This window comes from Mycobacterium adipatum (assembly GCF_001644575.1).
GTDB classification, from domain to species: Bacteria; Actinomycetota; Actinomycetes; order Mycobacteriales; family Mycobacteriaceae; genus Mycobacterium; species Mycobacterium adipatum.
The window spans coordinates 2,647,378-2,664,297 of the sequence record NZ_CP015596.1 but is presented as its reverse complement, the minus strand read 5'-3'; the positions used below and the strand labels follow the sequence as shown (position 1 = coordinate 2,664,297).

At 69.5% G+C, this 16,920-nt stretch carries 11 protein-coding genes; 6 read left to right on the top strand and 5 right to left on the bottom strand.

Going from position 1 to position 16,920, the window contains the following annotated elements; genetic code table 11:
* Positions 1 to 58: 58 nt before the first annotated feature.
* On the top strand, positions 59 to 1,723 hold the full coding sequence (locus A7U43_RS12660; RefSeq protein ID WP_067995510.1) for a (2,3-dihydroxybenzoyl)adenylate synthase: 1,665 nt from the start codon (positions 59 to 61) through the stop codon (positions 1,721 to 1,723).
* Positions 1,724 to 1,855: 132 nt separating this feature from the next.
* On the top strand, positions 1,856 to 7,066 hold the full coding sequence (locus tag A7U43_RS12655) for a type I polyketide synthase (protein WP_067995507.1): 5,211 nt from the start codon (positions 1,856 to 1,858) through the stop codon (positions 7,064 to 7,066).
* Positions 7,067 to 7,068: 2 nt separating this feature from the next.
* Here A7U43_RS12655 and hemW read toward each other — a convergent pair whose 3' ends face one another.
* Positions 7,069 to 8,202 (bottom strand): radical SAM family heme chaperone HemW, encoded by a 1,134-nt coding sequence (gene hemW / locus A7U43_RS12650; protein WP_067995505.1) that lies wholly within the window; start codon positions 8,200 to 8,202, stop codon positions 7,069 to 7,071.
* Positions 8,203 to 8,513: 311 nt separating this feature from the next.
* Between hemW and A7U43_RS12645 the strand changes: the two genes are divergently transcribed.
* From A7U43_RS12645 to A7U43_RS12630, 4 genes are read left to right on the top strand one after another with little or no spacing between them, the layout of a single operon-like run.
* Positions 8,514 to 10,208, top strand: a complete 1,695-nt coding sequence (locus A7U43_RS12645; RefSeq protein ID WP_067995493.1) for a nitrite/sulfite reductase — start codon at positions 8,514 to 8,516, stop codon at positions 10,206 to 10,208.
* A gap of 2 nt (positions 10,209 to 10,210) precedes the next feature.
* The gene (locus tag A7U43_RS12640) at positions 10,211 to 10,915 is read left to right on the top strand and encodes a phosphoadenylyl-sulfate reductase (RefSeq protein WP_067995490.1); all 705 of its coding nucleotides are present in this window, start codon (positions 10,211 to 10,213) and stop codon (positions 10,913 to 10,915) included.
* 7 nt (positions 10,916 to 10,922) lie between these two features.
* Positions 10,923 to 11,636: a sirohydrochlorin chelatase gene (locus A7U43_RS12635; RefSeq protein ID WP_197500003.1), complete on the top strand. Its 714-nt coding sequence runs from the start codon at positions 10,923 to 10,925 to the stop codon at positions 11,634 to 11,636.
* 56 nt (positions 11,637 to 11,692) lie between these two features.
* Positions 11,693 to 13,162 carry an amidase gene (locus A7U43_RS12630; RefSeq protein WP_067995488.1) on the top strand — a complete coding sequence of 490 codons (1,470 nt, stop codon included), beginning with the start codon at positions 11,693 to 11,695 and terminating at the stop codon, positions 13,160 to 13,162.
* Here A7U43_RS12630 and A7U43_RS12625 read toward each other — a convergent pair.
* The 4 genes from A7U43_RS12625 to A7U43_RS12610 are packed head-to-tail and all read right to left on the bottom strand — an operon-like array spanning position 13,159 to position 16,905.
* A complete protein-coding gene (locus tag A7U43_RS12625; protein ID WP_156525901.1) occupies positions 13,159 to 14,202 on the bottom strand; it encodes a sulfate/molybdate ABC transporter ATP-binding protein in 1,044 nt (347 codons plus the stop codon). The two genes, A7U43_RS12630 and A7U43_RS12625, sit on opposite strands and share 4 nt — an antisense overlap.
* 14 nt (positions 14,203 to 14,216) lie before the next feature.
* The gene (gene cysW / locus A7U43_RS12620) at positions 14,217 to 15,035 is read right to left on the bottom strand and encodes a sulfate ABC transporter permease subunit CysW (RefSeq protein WP_067995478.1); all 819 of its coding nucleotides are present in this window, start codon (positions 15,033 to 15,035) and stop codon (positions 14,217 to 14,219) included.
* On the bottom strand, positions 15,032 to 15,841 hold the full coding sequence (gene cysT / locus A7U43_RS12615; protein WP_418287695.1) for a sulfate ABC transporter permease subunit CysT: 810 nt from the start codon (positions 15,839 to 15,841) through the stop codon (positions 15,032 to 15,034). The genes cysW and cysT overlap by 4 nt, the downstream gene beginning before the upstream one ends.
* Positions 15,842 to 15,864: 23 nt before the next feature.
* Positions 15,865 to 16,905 (bottom strand): sulfate ABC transporter substrate-binding protein, encoded by a 1,041-nt coding sequence (locus tag A7U43_RS12610; RefSeq protein ID WP_067995474.1) that lies wholly within the window; start codon positions 16,903 to 16,905, stop codon positions 15,865 to 15,867.
* Positions 16,906 to 16,920 lie beyond the last annotated feature (15 nt).

Below are 16,920 nucleotides of genomic sequence, written 5' to 3'. Positions count from 1 at the left end.
GAGGCTACCCTATATTCGTATCGGCAACGCACCTACCCAGAGGGACGGTTTCTCCAGCATGAGCACGGGTTTTTCGCAGGGACAGGGCGATCTGACCGACGGTTTTGTCCCTTTCCCGGCCGATCGCGCCGCCACCTACCGGCACGCGGGCTATTGGACCGGGCAACCACTGGACTCGATTCTCAGCAATGCGGCGGCCCGGTGGCCCGAGGTCACCGCGATTGTCGATGCGCAGCGCAGCTATACCTTCGCCGAACTGGACGCCGTCGCCGACCGGGTGGCCGCGCGGTTGGCCGCACGGGGACTGCAGGCCGGCGACCGGGTGCTGCTGCAGCTACCGAACACCACCGAGTTCGCCGTCGCGTTCTTCGGCCTGCTGCGCGCCGGCGTGGTGCCGGTGATGTGTCTGTCGGGCCACCGGTCTGCCGAACTGAGCCACTTCGCCGGCATCAGCGGCGCGGTCGGTCTCGTGATCACCGATACCGCAGCCGGTTTCGACTTTCGCGCGATGGCAGCCCAACTGCAGCGAGACCACCCGCAGCTGCGTCACGTGATCGTCGACGGCGACCCGGGTGGGTACCTCCCGTGGTCGGCGCTGACCGATCCGGGTGCCGACGGGCCGGCGACTGCGCCGGTACGCGGGCAGTTCGACCCGGCCGCACCCGCGCTGCTGCTGGTCTCCGGTGGCACCACCGGGCTGCCCAAACTGATCGCGCGGACCCACGACGACTACGTCTACACGGCCGTTGCATCGGCCCGGGAGTACCGGATGACCAGCGATGACACCTACCTCGTCGCGCTGCCGGCTGGGCACAACTTCCCGCTCGCCTGCCCCGGACTGCTCGGCGCGATGACCGTCGGCGCCCCCACGGTGTTCACCGACGACCCGAGCCCGGAGAACGCGTTCGCCCTCATCGACAAGCACCACGTGACGGTGACGGGCCTGGTCAACGCGCTGGCCAAGGTCTGGGCGCAGGCCTGCGACTGGGAGCCGGTGCTGCCCACCTCGCTGCGGGTGGTCCAGGTGGGTGGGTCGCGGATGACCGCCGAGGAGGCCAGGTTCATCCTGGACAACCTCACCCCGGGGCTGTCCCAGATCTTCGGGATGGCCGAGGGAATGCTGAACTTCACCCGTCCGGGTGACCCGGTTGAGGTGCTGTTGCACACCCAGGGCCGTCCGATGTCCCCGCACGACGAGATGCTCGTGGTCGACGAGCACGGCGATGCCGTGGCCCCGGGTGAAGAGGGCGAACTGCTGGTGCGGGGACCCAACACCATCAACGGGTACTACCGCGCCGAGGAAGCCAACGCGCGCTCGTTCAGCGCCCAGGGCCACTACCGCTCCGGGGACCGGGTGCGGATCTTCGCCGACGGCCCACTGGCCGGCCACGTCGAGGTGACCGGACGCATCAAGGACGTCATCCACCGGGGCGGTGAGACGGTGTCGGCTTCGGACCTGGAAGAGCACCTGTTCGCTCATCCGGGTATCTACGCCGCGGCCGCGGTGGCTCTTCCCGATGAGTATCTCGGCGAAAAAATATGTGCCGCAGTCGTTTTCTCCGGCAAGGAGCTGACGCTGGCAGAGCTGCACGGCTTCCTGGACAGCCGCGGCGTGTCCTCGCACGCCAAGCCGGACATGCTGGCCGGGCTACCGTCGCTTCCCAAGACCGCGGTCGGCAAGGTCGACAAAAAGCAGATCATCGCCCTGCTGGGGTCGTCGTGAACGTTGATCCGTTGATCCGCTTGCGATCTCAGCGACCAGTGTGCCCGAAGGCACAACAGGTAGCCCGCCACCGAGCGTCGTCGCGTGCCACGATCTGTGTAAACACCGATCATGTGAAGAGGATTCGCAGCCGTGACGCATAACCAGGAACCCACCCTGGAACCGATCGCCATCGTCGGTATCGGATGCCGGCTCGCCGGTGATGTCAACTCCCCGGCGGACTTCTGGCGATTCCTGCTCGACGGCGACAGCGCCGTCGGTGAAGTTCCCGCCGATCGGTGGGAACCATATCTGCGCAGGGACCCCCGCAATGCCGCGATCCTGAAGGCGACCACACGCAGCGGCAGCTTCCTTTCCGACCTGCCGGGTTTCGACGCCGAGTTCTTCGGGGTGTCCCCGCGCGAGGCCGAACTCATGGACCCGCAGCAGCGGCTGGCCCTGGAAGTCAGCTGGGAGGCCCTCGAACACGCCGGCGTGCCGCCGCGTTCACTGGCCGGCAGCGACACCGCGGTGCTGATGGGCGTGAACTCCGACGACTACGGCAAACTCGTCATGGAGGACCTCCCCGGAATCGAGGCCTGGACCGGGATCGGCACCGCGCTGTGCGGTATCGCCAACCGGGTCTCCCACCTGCTCGATCTGCGTGGCCCCAGCGTCGCGCTGGACGCCGCCTGCGCGGCCTCCCTGGTCGCCGTGCATCAGGCCTGCCAGCTGCTGCGCGCCGGCGAGACCGCGCTGGCCCTGGCCGGCGGCGTCAGCGCCTTGATCGGACCCGGCCTGACCCGGGTGCTGGACGTCGCCGGGGCCACCGCCCCGGACGGGCGGTGCAAATCCTTCGACGAGTCCGCCGACGGCTACGGCCGCGGTGAAGGTGCCGCGGTGGTGGTGCTCAAACGGCTGGCCGACGCGCAGCGCGACCACGACCGGGTGCTGGCCGTCGTGCGCGGCGGGGCCGTCGCCCAGGACGGCAGGACCGTCGGCATCATGTCGCCCAACGGTGCGGCACAGGAGCAGATGTTCCGGATGACCTGCCGCACCGCCGGTATCGACCCGGCCGGCATCGATTTCGTGGAGGCGCACGGGACCGGCACCCCGACCGGTGACCCCGTCGAACTGACCGCGTTGTCCGCGGTGTACGGCGCCGGCCGCGCGGACCGGCCCTGCGTGGTCGGCTCGGTCAAACCGAACACCGGGCACCTGGAGGGCGGCGCCGGAGTGGTCGGCCTGATCAAGGCCGCGCTGGCGCTGCACCACGAGGCGATCCCGCCGACCGCCGGCGTGCAGACTCCCACCACCGCGGTGGACTGGGCCACCAACGGGCTGCGGGTCAACACCGAAACCGAAAGTTGGCCGCGCGGCGAGGCGCCCCGCCGCGCCGCGGTGTGCAGCTACGGCTACGGCGGCACCATCGCGCATGTCCTGCTCGAAGAGGCGCCGCTGCCGGCACCCACCGAGGCAGCGAAAGCCTCGGCGTATCACGTTGTTCCGATCTCCGGCCGATCACCGTCGCGGCTGTCGGCCAACGCCGAGGCGCTCGGCGACCATCTGCGGTCCGCGCACGAGTCACTGGCCGATGTCGCGGGCACCCTGTGGTCGCGGCGGTCCCACGAGCCGGTGCGCGCGGCCGTCATCGCCGCGGATCACAAGGAACTCATCGTCGGCCTGGACGCGTTGGCCGGCGGTGAGCGGCACTCCTCGGTGGCCACCGGCTCGGTGGTACCCGGCGCCGGTGCCGGGGCGGTCTGGGTGTGTTCCGGACACGGCTCGCACTGGGTGGGCATGGGCGCCGAGCTGCTGCGCGAGGAACCCGAATTCGCCGCCGTCATCGATGCCATCGACCCGGTATTCGGTGACGAACTCGGCTTCTCCGCCCGCGCGGCGCTGGCCGGCGGCGAGCACGGCGGCACCGATCAGGTGCAGGCCCTGACCTTCGCGATGCAGGTCGGGCTGGCGGCGGTGCTGCGCTCCCGTGGTGCGGCGCCGGCCGCGGTGATCGGGCACTCCGTCGGCGAGGTCGCCGCCTGCGTCATCGCCGGCGTCTTCGATCTGGCCGACGGCGCGCGGATCGCCTGCTACCGGGCCCGCGGTTTCCGTTCCGTGCAGGGCGCGGGAGCGATGGCGCTGGTTGCGCTGTCGTTCGCCGACGCCGAGCAACGCCTGGCCGGCCAACACCAGGTCGTCGCCGCGATCAGCGCGGCGCCGGAATCGACGGTCATCTCCGGCACCGCCGACGCGGTGCGGGCCATCGCCGCCGAATGGTCGGCACAGGGCATCGTGACCCGCGCGGTGAACACCGATGTCGCGTTCCACAGCCCGGCAATGGACGCCCTGACCGGCGAACTGGCCCGGCTCACCGGCGCGTTGTCCCCGCGGCCTGCGCGCATTCCGCTCTACAGCACGGCCATGGCCGACCCGCGGTCGGCGGCCCCACGGGACGGCGACTACTGGGTGGCCAACCTGCGCGGTCGGGTCCGGTTCACCGAAGCCGTGACCGCCGCCGCCGAGGACGGGCACCGGCTGTTCCTGGAGATCGCCCCGCACCCGGTGGTCAGCCACTCCATCGTCGACACCCTCACCGCGGCCGGTCTCGACGAGTACGCGGTGCTGCCGCTGCACCGCCGCAACATGCCGGAGGTGCGCTCGGTCACCACCACGATGGCCGCACTGCACTGCCACGGCGCACCGGTGCGGCTCGGCCCGTCGCATACCGGCTGGGCGCACGATCTTCCCGGCACCCAGTGGCAGCATCGCCGGTTCTGGCGCACCCCCGCCGCACCGCCGGGCGGTGGTGCGGTGCACGACCCGCAGACCAACACCCTGCTCGGGGGGCGCCTCGAGGTGACCGCCGCGGTGCCTGCCAAGGTGTGGCAGACCCAGCTCGACATGGACACCCGGCCCTATCCGGGCGATCACCCGGTCCAAGGCACCGAGATCATCCCGGCCGCAGTGCTGCTCAACACGTTCCTCAATGCCGCCGGTGGCGAGATCGCCACCGCTGCGGGCAGCGAGATCGCCACCGCTGCGGGCAGCGACATCGCCACCGCTGCGGGCAGCGAAATCGTTGACGTACGGCTGCGCACCCCGGTGGCACCGGGGCGGGCCCGGTCGGTGCAGGTCGTGCTGCAGGACCGGGCGCTGGCGCTGGCCTCCCGGATCGAGGACACCGCGACCGGCACCGATGCCGACGGCGGGGGCTGGCTCACCCATTGCACGGCCGTCGCATCCGCCGCACAGACCCCGCTGCCGGCCATCGACATCGCCGGGGTGCGCCGCCGTTGCAGCACGGTGCAGGCCGCCGGACACGTCGTGGACACGCTCGCCGAGCTGGGCGTGACGGCCATGGGATTCCCTTGGGAGATCACCGAACTGCGCCGTGGTGACGGCGAGATGCTGGCCGTGGTGCGCGTCGAACCCGACGGCACCACCCCGGACACCTGGGCCGGTCTGCTGGACGCCGCGACCTCAGCGGCCTCGACGGTGTTCGACAGCCCGCTGCGGTTGCGGATGCCCGCCCGCATCGACCGGGTGGCGCTGCGCGGCGCGCCGGTCCCGGTGGCATTCCTGCATATTCGCCGCGGTACCGGCAGCACGGTCGCCGATGTCACGATCGCCGACGCCGACGGCACGGTGGTCGGTGCGATCGACGGCATGTTCTTCGATCAGCTGGAGAACCCCGGCGGCAACGATGTCAGCCGCATGATGCAACAGCTGCAGTGGCATCCGACCCCGTGGCAGGCCACCACACCCGCGCAGGTGATCCTGGTCGGCGGCGATGCCGAGACACTGGCCTGGTGCATGCGGGATCTCGCCGCCGCTGACGTGGACCACCGGTTGTGCCGATCGGCCGAGGAGATCCCGGCTTCACTGAGCGCCGGCGCGGTCGTCCTGGTGCTTCCGCACCCCGGCGACGCTCCCCTCGACACCGTCCTGCGGGTGCACGAGAGCCTCACCGTACTGCTGGAACGTGCTGCACCGGCGCAACTGTGGGCACTGACCCGGGGCGTGTACGAGGGCAGCGACATCGGCGGCTCACCGCTGTGGGGCCTGTCCCGCGTCGCGGCGGCCGAGCACCCCGGGCTGTGGGGCGGCGTCCTGGACACCGCCGATGACAGCCTGCCGGTCGGCGTGCTCGGATCACTGGGCGGTCATGGTGTCGTCGTGGTCCGCGACGATATCGCCCTGACCGCGCGCCTGGCCCCGGCCGAGTCGAGCAGGCGAACCACCCTGTCCTGTTCGCCGGCAGGCACCTATCTGATCACCGGCGGCACCGGCGCCCTGGGTGTGCGCGTCGCCGCCCGACTGGCCGATCTGGGGGCCCGGCGCATCGTGCTGGTGTCCCGCAGCGGTCTCGCCGACCGGGCGTCCTGGGTCCCCGACCAGGAGCCGATCCGCACCATCCTGTCGCTGGAGGAACGCGGCGTGTCGGTGCGGGTGGCGGCCGTCGACATCGCCGCACCCGGTGCGGCCGAGGCGCTGCGCGCGACCCTGTCCGACCTGCCGCCGGTGCGCGGCGTGGTGCATGCCGCCGGCGTGGAGGCCGGCGCGCTACTGACCGGCAGCACCGCGGAGGATTTCGCAAAAGCCATGCGCCCCAAGGTGGATGGCACGCTCACCCTGCATGAGGTGTTCCCGCCCGGCGAGCTGGACTGGCTGGTGCTGTTCTCGTCCTGTGGATACCTGGCGGGCTTCCCCGGCCAGGGCGCCTACGCCTGCGCGAACGCGTTCCTCGACAGCTTCGCACAGCACCGCCGCAGCCTCGGTGACCGCACCACGGCGGTGGCCTGGACCGCCTGGCGCGGACTCGGAATGGGTTCGGCGTCAAGCTTTGTCGCGGCGCAGCTGTCCGCGCTGGGGATGGGCACGGTGGGCGCCGACGACGCGATGCGCGCACTGGACCTGGCGGTGCGGGCCGATCAGGCCCATATCGTCGTGCTGCCGGTGACCGCCGACGCCGCCTCGGTACCGATGCTCGCCGACATCGCCCCGAGCGAGGACGAGGACGCCGACGGGCTGGCTGGTCTGCAGTTGCCGCTCGGGCGCGACGATGTGGACACCGCGACGTGGGTGGCCGAGCTGGTGCTCACCACCGTGGCCGCCGAACTCGGTTTGCCCGGTGACGATGTCGACCCGCGGCTACCGCTGGCCGAGATCGGCGTCGACTCGATCATGACCGTCGCACTGCGCCGGCAACTGGAGCGCAAGACCGGACTCGCGCTGCCACCGACGCTGTTGTGGGAGCATCCGACCGCGGCGGCGGTCACCGCCAAGATCGTGGAAATGCTTACACCACAAGAGCATTCGGGTTCCGATCAGGCCGAGGAGGTCGGCGTGTCCTGCGGCTGAGCTCAGTCGTCGAGCAGGTCACGCACCACCGCATCGGCCAGCAACCGGCCCCGGTCGGTGAGCACCAGCCGGTCCGCGGCGGCGACCAGCAGTCCGTCGGTGAGCGCGGTATCGGCACGGCGCCGTTCGGGTGCAGTGAGCAGGCCGCGCGGCAGGCCGCTGCGCAGCCGCATCCGCAGCATCACGTCCTCGATGTGCCGGGCCGACTCGTCGAGCTCCTCGGAATCGGCCACCGGCAGCCGGCCCTCGCCGAGCGCCTGGGCATAGGCGTTGGGGTGCTTGATGTTCCACCAGCGTGTCGCGCCGAGGAAGCTGTGCGCACCAGGACCGGCACCCCACCAGTGCCCGCCGTCCCAGTAGCCGAGGTTGTGCCGGCATTCGCCGCCGGGGCGGCTCCAGTTGGACACCTCGTACCAGTGCAGGCCGGCCGCCGACAGCTGCGCGTCCAGGAGTTCGTAGCGGTCGGCCAGCACGTCGTTGTCGGGTGCCGGAAGTTCACCCCGGCGTACCCGGCGGGCCAGTGCGGTCCCGTCCTCGACGATCAGTGCGTAGGCCGAAATGTGGTCGATACCGGCCCCCAGCGCGGTCTCGATCGACCGCAACAGGTCATCGTCGGTCTCGCCGGGTGTGCCGTAGATCAGGTCCAGGTTGACGTGCTCGAACCCTGCGGCGCGGGCCTCCATTGCGGCGGCCGGGGCCCGCCCCGCCGAATGCACCCGGTCGAGCACCTTCAATACGTGCGTGGCGGCCGACTGCATGCCCAGCGAGATGCGGGTGAAACCGGCCGCGCGTAACCGGGCGAACAGCTCCGGGGAGCTGGACTCCGGGTTGGCCTCGGTGGTCACCTCGGCATCGGGTGCCAGCTCGAACCGCTCCTGCACCGCCGCCAGCACCGCCACCAATCCGTCAGCCCCGAGCATCGTGGGTGTCCCCCCGCCGACGAACACCGTGTCCACCGGCCGGGCACCGACGCGGCGGGCAGCGAGCTCCAACTCGACCCGCACGGCCGCCAGCCAGCCGTCGGGGGTGGCGCCCCCAAGTTCGGCCGGTGTGTAGGTGTTGAAGTCGCAGTATCCGCAGCGGGTCGCGCAGAACGGCACGTGGATGTAGATGCCGAAGGGGCCGTCACTGCGCATGACCGCATTGTCCCAGACCCTGTTGCGCTCACCCTGAGCCCAAATCTGGTCCGGTTAGGGCAGGTGGACGCAGCCGTGGCAGAATGGCGGACGTGACCGCCGCCGTCGATAGCTCCACCAGCATTGCGCTCGTGGTCCGGCGGCATGTCGACCTAAAGCGCATCTGCAGCTGTTGTTGTCTGTCCTGACCTGCGTCGATTACGGAATCTGCCCGCCAATACAGTGAGCTGGCCGCCGGATCTGCGCCGCCGGCCAGCCCCCGGCGAATCGCGCGATTCACGTGCCGCTCCTCCGACAAGGAGCCCGACAACATGACCGATACCGTGTCAAAACCCGCCGACAAGCCGGCCAAGCCGGTGAAGCGGCCCCGCGGCGAGGGCCAGTGGGCGCTCGGCTACCGCGAGCCGCTCAACGCCAACGAGCAGTCCAAGAAGGACGACAACCCGCTCAACGTGCGGACGCGCATCGAGAACATCTACGCCGCCGGTGGCTTCGAATCCATCGACAAGGGTGACCTGCGCGGCCGTTTCCGCTGGTGGGGCCTCTACACCCAGCGCAAGCCCGGCTATGACGGCACCTGGACCGGCGACGAGAACACCGACATGCTCGAAGACGAGTACTTCATGCTGCGGGTCCGCAGCGACGGCGGCGCCCTGACCGCCGCCGCGCTGCGCACCCTCGGCGGGATCTCCACCGAGTTCGCGCGCGACACCGCCGATATCTCCGACCGGCAGAACATCCAGTACCACTGGATCGACGTCAAGGACATGCCCGAGATCTGGCGCCGGCTCGACCAGGTCGGCCTGCAGACCACCGAGGCGTGCGGCGATTGCCCCCGGGTGGTGCTCGGCTCGCCGCTGGCCGGCGAGTCGCTCGACGAAGTGATCGACGGCACCCCGGCGGTCGACGAAATCGTCAAGCGCTACGTCGGCAAGCCGGAGTATTCGAACCTGCCGCGCAAGTTCAAGACCGCCATCTCCGGTCTGCAGGATGTCGTGCACGAGGTCAACGACGTCGCGTTCATCGGCGTCAATCACCCCGAGCACGGGCCCGGCTTCGACCTGTGGGTCGGTGGCGGCCTGTCCACCAACCCGATGCTGGGCCAGCGGGTCGGCGCCTGGGTGCCGCTGGCCGAGGTGCCCGACGTGTGGGAGGGCGTGGTCAGCGTCTTCCGCGACTACGGTTACCGCCGGTTGCGGTCCAAGGCGCGGTTGAAGTTCCTGATCAAGGACTGGGGCGTCCAAAAATTCCGCGAGGTTCTGGAAACCGAGTACCTGAAGCGGCCGCTCATCGACGGTCCGGCGCCCACACCGGTGACCCGACCGATCGACCATGTCGGGGTGCAGAAGCTCAAGAACGGTCTCAATGCCGTCGGCGTCTCGCCGATCGCGGGCCGCGTCTCGGGCACCATCTTGACCAAGGTGGCCGACCTTGCCGAGTCCGTGGGCAGCGACCGGATCCGGTTCACGCCGTACCAGAAGCTGATCATCCTCGATGTCCCCGACGAGAAACTCGACGCGCTGCGCGCCGGCCTGGATGCGCTGGGCCTGCCGTCCACCCCGTCGCACTGGCGGCGCAACCTGATGGCCTGCACCGGCATCGAGTTCTGCAAGCTCAGCTTCGCCGAGACCCGCAGCCGTTCCCAGGTGCTGGTCCCCGAGCTGGAGAAGCGGCTGGAGGACCTCAACGCCCAGCTCGACGTGCCGGTCACCATCAACATCAACGGCTGCCCGAACTCGTGCGCGCGCATCCAGGTCGCCGATATCGGCTTCAAGGGCCAGATGGTCGACGAGGGCAACGGGCCCGAAGAGGGTTTCCAGGTGCACCTGGGCGGCAGCCTGGGCCTGGACAGCGGCTTCGGCCGCAAGCTGCGCCAGCACAAGGTGCTCGCCACCGAGCTCGGTGACTACATCGAGCGGGTTGTCCGGAATTTCGTGAAACAACGCGAGGACGGCGAGCGTTTCGCTCAGTGGGCGGTACGCGCCGATGACGCGGATTTGAGGTAACGATGACTGACACGAGGACCGAGCTCGACCTGAAGGCGCTGGCCGAACGTGGCGCGGCGGAGCTGGCCGATGCGTCGGCCGAAGACCTGCTGCGCTGGACCGACGAGAACTTCGGCGATAACTACATCGTGGCGTCGAACATGCAGGACGCGGTCCTGGTACAGATGGCCGCCACGGTGCGGCCCGGGGTCGACGTGCTGTTCCTGGACACCGGGTATCACTTCGCGGAGACCATCGGCACCCGCGACGCCGTCGAGGCCGTCTACGACGTGCATGTGGTGAACGTCTCCCCCGAGAACAGCGTCGCCCGCCAGGATGAGCTGCACGGCAAGGACCTGTTCGCCCGCGATGCCGCGGCCTGCTGCCGGATGCGCAAGGTCGAGCCGCTGGGCAAGGCGCTGCGCGGGTACTCGGCCTGGGTGACCGGCATCCGCCGTGTCGAGGCGCCGACCCGGGCCAACGCACCGCTGATCAGCTGGGACGCCGCGTTCGGCCTGGTGAAGATCAATCCCATCGCCGCGTGGAGCGACGAGGACATGCAGGCCTATATCGACGCCAACGACATCCTGGTCAATCCGCTGGTGTACGAGGGGTACCCGTCGATCGGTTGCGCACCGTGCACCAGCAAGCCGATCGCGGGTGCCGACCCGCGCAGTGGCCGGTGGGCCGGCCAGGCGAAGACGGAATGCGGTCTGCACGCATCGTGAGGTCGCGGTGAGCGCGCCGGTCCTGGTGCTCACCGCGCACGGCAGCGCCGATCCACGCTCGGCGGCGACCACGCATGCGGTGGCCGAGACGATCCGTAGGCTGCGGCCGGGACTGGACGTGCTGCCCGCGTTCTGCGAGCAGAGCACGCCCAACCTGGTGGACGTGTTGCGTGAGATCGGCGACCGCGCCGTGGTCACGCCACTGTTGTTGGCGGACGCCTATCACGCACGCAGTGACATCCCGGCGATGATCGACGCCAGCGGGGTGCGGGCGCTGCAAGCCGAGGTGCTCGGCGAGGATGATCAGTTGATCGCGGTGTTGCGCCGCCGGATCGCCGAAGCCGGTGTGGCCGCACAGGATTCGGATGTCGGCGTGATCGTGACCGCGGTCGGTTCGTCGCGGGCACAGGCGAATGCGCGTACCTCGACGGTGGCATCCGCCGTCGCGGTCGACACCCGGTGGATCGGGGTCACCTCGGCCTTCGCCACCGGACCGAAACCGTCGCTGCCGTCCGCGGTGCACCGACTGCGCCGACTCGGCGCCGACCGCGTCGTCATCGCGCCGTGGTTTCTGGCACACGGCAAGATCACCGACCGGGTCGCGGATTTCGCTGTGTCCCAAGGCATCCCCATGGCCGCACCGCTCGGTGCGCACCGATTGGTGGCCGAGACGGTACTGGACCGTTTCGACGCCGCGCTGGCGCTGTCCGCCGCGGCCTGACCGGCCGGAACGGGCAAGCACACGTCACCGACGGGAGCCTCCCCTAGTCTGGCGTCATGAGGTTCGACGAGTACCGCAGCCATGACGCGACCGGCCTGGCGAAGCTGGTGGCCGACAAGCAGGTACGGGCCTCGGAGTTGCTCACGCTGGCCACCGAACGTGCCGCCGCGGTGAACCCGAAGATCAATGCCATCGTCCGCGATGTCCCGGCCGCTCCCACCGACGACCTGACCGGCCCGTTCGCCGGCGTGCCCTTCCTGATCAAGGACCTCGCCCAGGACTACGCCGGGCTGCCGAGTTCCGGCGGATCGCGGGCACTCAAAGACGTCGCAACCACCGAACACGCCACCGTGGTACAGCGCTGGATCGATGCCGGTCTGGTGATCTTCGGGAAGACGAATCTGCCCGAGTTCGGCGCGAAGGCCATCTCCGAACCGGCACTCTGGGGACCCGCACGCAATCCGTGGAACCTCGCGCACACGCCCGGCGGCTCCTCGGGCGGTTCGGCGGCCGCGGTCGCCGCGGGCATCGTGCCATGTGCGGGTGCCAACGACGGCGGCGGGTCGACCCGGATCCCGGCCGCCTGCTGCGGGCTCGTCGGCCTCAAGCCCGGGCGCGGGGTGACGCCGATGGGTCCCGGCCAGTCCGAGTTCATGCACGGCGCCGCGGTGCAGGGCGTGGTGTCGCGCACGGTCCGCGACACCGCCGCCATGCTCGACGTCATCGCCGGCGGCGAGCCGTTCGGGCCGTATGTGCCGGCGCCGGCGCCGGCGACGTACGCATCCGTCGTCGGGCAGCACCCCGGCACGCTGCGGATCGGCGTGCGGGTGCCCTCGGCGATCACCCCGACACCGCACCGCGAGGCATACGCCGCGGTCGAGAATGCGGTGCGGGTGCTCACCGATCTCGGCCACCATGTGGAGGAACTCCCCACCGCCCCGTTCGACGACGCCGAGCTGGCACGCGAGTTCCTGCTCACCTGGTTCGTGTACATCGCCTACGAAGTCGATGAGGCCAAACGCCGGTCCGGCGCCGGCGATGACGCCTTCGAACGTGACACCCTGATCATGGCCGCCCTCGGTCGGGCCACCAGCAGTGTCGCCTACGTCGACGCGGTGCAGCGCCGCCACGAACACACCCGCAGGCTGAGCACCTACTTCCAAACCTACGATCTGCTGCTCACCCCCACTCTGGCCACCCCGCCACCCCGGATCGGCGAGTTCGAGCTGCCGGCCGCGCTGGCCAGGGGCGCGGATGTGCTGCTCAAGACCCGCACTGCAAAACTGTTGCGGCACACCAAGATCGTCGACGACATGGTCGACAAGAACCTCGGCTGGGTGCCCTATACGCAGCTGGCCAACCTCACCGGGCGCCCCGCGATCAGCCTGCCGATGCACTGGACCGACGACGGCCTGCCGCTGGGCGTGCAATTCGTGGCGCCGTTGGCCGGGGAGGCCCTGTTGATCCGGCTCGCCGCGCAACTCGAAGAGGCGTCGCCGTGGGCCGACCGGCTGGCGCCGCTCTAGGTGAGCGCCTCGGCGCGCGGCTCGGCGTTCGGCCGTTCGCCGGCGATGGCCGGCACCCGGGTGGCCCGTACGTAGACGGTGTCGCCGGCGCGTAGCCCCAGGGCTTCGGCGTCACCCCGGGTGATCTGCGCGGTGAACGGGGTGCCGTTGACCGAGCTGATCAGTTCGACGCGCACCTCGAAGCCCAGTGTCACGACCCGGTCGATGGTGGCCCTGGTGACCCCGGTCGACTCGGCGGTCCCGTCGCCGGCGGCGATGGCCATATCGGGATTGCGGCCGACGCGGATGTCGTGCGGGCGCACCAGGTTCCCGTTCAGCAGCGACACCGTGCCGAGAAACGACATGACGAACGGATTGGCCGGCTCGTCGTAGACCTCGGTCGGTGAGCCGACCTGCTCGATGCGGCCCTTGTTGAGCACCGCGATCCGGTCGGCGACATCGAGCGCCTCGGACTGGTCGTGGGTGACCAGCACCGTGGTGACGTGCACCTCGTCGTGCAGTCGGCGCAGCCAGGCCCGCAGATCCTCGCGCACCTTGGCGTCCAGCGCCCCGAACGGCTCGTCGAGCAGTAGCACCTCGGGATCGACAGCCAGCGCCCGGGCCAGGGCCATGCGCTGGCGCTGCCCGCCGGAGAGCTGGGCGGGGTAACGGGTCTGGAAACCGGCCAGACCGACGACCTCGAGCAGGTTGTCGACCTTCTCCTTGATCTCGCTCTTGGGCTTCTTGCGGATGGACAGACCGAACGCGACGTTATCGCGCACCGTGAGGTGTTTGAACGCGGCGTAATGCTGGAACACGAAGCCGATGCCACGCTGCTGCGGCGGCACCCCCGTGACATCGCGGCCGTTGATGGTGATCGACCCGGTATCGGGCTGATCGAGGCCGGCGATGGCGCGCAGCAGGGTCGATTTTCCCGAGCCGCTGGGCCCCAGCAGAGCGGTCAGCGAGCCCTTGGGCACCACGAAGTCGATATTGTCCAGGGCCGCGAACTCGCCGTAGTGCTTGTTCGCGCCCTTGACCGCAATGGCAGTTTCGGTCATCTCCGATATCTCCTTCAGTCCTCAGTCTTGACGCGCGAACGTTGGGCGTCAAACACGATCTGCGCCACCAACACGATTAGCGCGACCGCCATCAACACCACCGAGATCGTGTAGGCGCCGTAGGGGTTACCGAGGGTGTAGCGGTCGTGCACCAACAGGGTCAGCGTCTGCGACTGGCCGGGCAGATTGGACGACACCATCAGCACGGCACCGAACTCGCCGAGAGTGCGGGCCACGGTCAGCACCACGCCGTAGGTCAGCCCCCACCGGATGGACGGCAACGTGATGCGCCAGAACGTCTGCCACCAGTTGGCACCGAGGGTGGCCGCCGCCTCCTCCTGATCGGTGCCGACCTCGTGCAGCACCGGCTCGACCTCACGGATCACGAACGGGATCGTCACGAACAGACTGGCCAGCACGATGCCGGGAAAGCCGAAGATGATCTTCAAACCCCAGCTGTTCTCCACGAACCCGAACAGACCGGCGCTGCCCCACAGCACGATCAGAGCGACACCGATGACGACCGGCGACACCGCGAACGGCAGGTCGATCGCCGCCTGCAGGGCGTTCTTGCCGCGGAACTTGCGCCGGGCCAGCACGATGGCCGTCGGCACCCCGAAGACGACGTTCAGCGGCACCACGATCGCGACCACCAGCAGCGACAGCTGCAGGGCGGACTGCGCGGCGGGGGTGGAGATCGAGGCGAAGAAGTCCCCCACCCCGGGCGCGAGCGCGCGCCACAGGATCGCCCCCAGCGGGACCACCAGCAGCGCGATGACATACAGCGCGGCGATCAGTCGCAGGATGAGCTGCGCGGGGCGGGACAGCGTCATCGAGCCGACTCCTCCCGCTTGGCCGCCCGCGCGCCGAAGTAGCGCAGGATGAACAGCATCACGAACGAGATCAGCAACAGCACGATGGAGATGGCCGCCGCGCCGACCCGGTCGTCATTCTCGATGAGCGTGCGGATCCACTGCGAGGACACCTCGGTCTCGCCGGGGATGGCGCCACCGATGAGCACGATCGACCCGAACTCGCCGATGGCGCGGGAGAACGCCAGCCCGGCACCCGAGAGCAGCGCGGGTGCCAGCGCGGGCAGGATGACCCTGAGGAAGATCGTGAGATTGTTGGCGCCCAGTGAGGCCGCGGCCTCCTCCACCTCGCGGTCGAGTTCCAGCAGGACGGGCTGGACGGCGCGGACCACGAACGGCAACGTCACGAACGCCAACGCCAGCGCGACACCCCACGCGGTGTGCTGGATATGGATGCCCACCGGGCTGCCGGGACCGTACAACGACAGCAGCACCAGGCTGGCCACAATCGTCGGCAGCGCGAACGGCAGGTCGATGATCGCGTCGACGACGCGCTTGAGCGGGAACTCGTCGCGAACCAGAACCCAGGCGATCAGCAGTCCGAAGACCACGTTGACCAGGGTCACCCCGATCGAGATGGTCAGCGTCACCCGGAACGACGCCAGCGCCGAGGGCGAGGTGACCGCCGACCAGAACGCGCCCCACCCACCTTCGGCCGATGTCCACACGATCGCGGCCAGCGGCAGCAACACGATAAGGGACAACCACAGCACCGCCACCCCGACCTGCAGGGTGGCGCCGCCGGGTCGACGCGGTGATCGACGCACCGCGCGAGCATCGGCCTGGGTCGTCACCCGGTGGCCTGCTTGTAGATCTTGGTGATCTCACCGTTGTCCTTGTCGAACAGCTGCGGATCGACCTTGGACCAGCCACCCAGATCGGTGATGGTCCACAACTTCTCCGGGGCCGGGAACTTCTCGGCGAACTCCGCCGCGACCGCGGGATCGACGGGCCGGAAGCCGGCCTCGGCCCACACCTTCTGCGCCTCCGGCGTGTACTGGAAGTTCACGAATTCGGTGGCCTTGTCGAGGTGCTTGCTGGTGTTCACCACCGCTACCGGGTTTTCGATCTTGAAGGTCTGCGGCGGGTTCACGTGCTCCAGGTCGTAATGCAGGGCCTCGTTCTCGTAGGCCAGCAATACGTCACCGGTGCCTTGGCGGAACACGTCGGTGGCCTCCCGGCCCGAGCCCGGCCGCAGCTTGACGTGCTGGCTGACCAACTCCTGGACGTAGGCGATGCCGGCCGCATGGTCCCGGCCGCCGTTGCTCTTGGCCGCATACGGTGCCAGCAGGTTCCACTTGGCCGAACCCGAACTCAACGGGCTGGGGGTGATGACCTCGACGCCCGGCTTGAGCAAGTCGTCCCAGTCACGGATGTTCTTCGGGTTTCCCTCGCGGACGGCGAAGGTCACCACAGACCCGAACGGCACACCTTTTTGGGCACCGGCGTTCCAGTCCTCGTCGACCAGTCCGGCCTTGACCAGCCGGGTGATGTCCGGTTCGACGGAGAAGTTGACGACGTCGGCCGGCTTACCGGACTCGACGCCGCGGGACTGGTCACCGGAGGCGCCGTAGGACGCGGTGACACCGACACCCTTGCCTTCCTCGGTGCCGGCGAACGCCGGCGCGATCTTGGACCAGCCGGGCTCCGGCACCGCGTAGGCCACCAGTGTCAGCGTCGTGTCGGCATCGGCGACGTTGCCCTCACCGACGACATCGCTGGCTCCGCCGGCGCACGCCGCGAGCAGTGTGGTGGACAGCGCGAGCGCGGTGAGTGCGCTCGCGCGTTTGGTGGACCTTCGGGCTGTGGCGGTTTTGGGGACACTGGGCATTGTTGGCCTTTCCGG

Coding starts and splice junctions, on each gene's coding strand:
- A7U43_RS12660 (WP_067995510.1), top strand. CDS start 59: ATGAGCACGGGTTTTTCGCAGGGACAGGGCGATCTGACCGACGGTTTT.
- hemW (WP_067995505.1), bottom strand. CDS start 8,202: ATGCGCAGTGACGGCCCCTTCGGCATCTACATCCACGTGCCGTTCTGC.
- A7U43_RS12645 (WP_067995493.1), top strand. CDS start 8,514: ATGACCGATACCGTGTCAAAACCCGCCGACAAGCCGGCCAAGCCGGTG.
- A7U43_RS12640 (WP_067995490.1), top strand. CDS start 10,211: ATGACTGACACGAGGACCGAGCTCGACCTGAAGGCGCTGGCCGAACGT.
- A7U43_RS12630 (WP_067995488.1), top strand. CDS start 11,693: ATGAGGTTCGACGAGTACCGCAGCCATGACGCGACCGGCCTGGCGAAG.
- A7U43_RS12625 (WP_156525901.1), bottom strand. CDS start 14,202: ATGACCGAAACTGCCATTGCGGTCAAGGGCGCGAACAAGCACTACGGC.
- cysW (WP_067995478.1), bottom strand. CDS start 15,035: ATGACGCTGTCCCGCCCCGCGCAGCTCATCCTGCGACTGATCGCCGCG.
- A7U43_RS12610 (WP_067995474.1), bottom strand. CDS start 16,905: ATGCCCAGTGTCCCCAAAACCGCCACAGCCCGAAGGTCCACCAAACGC.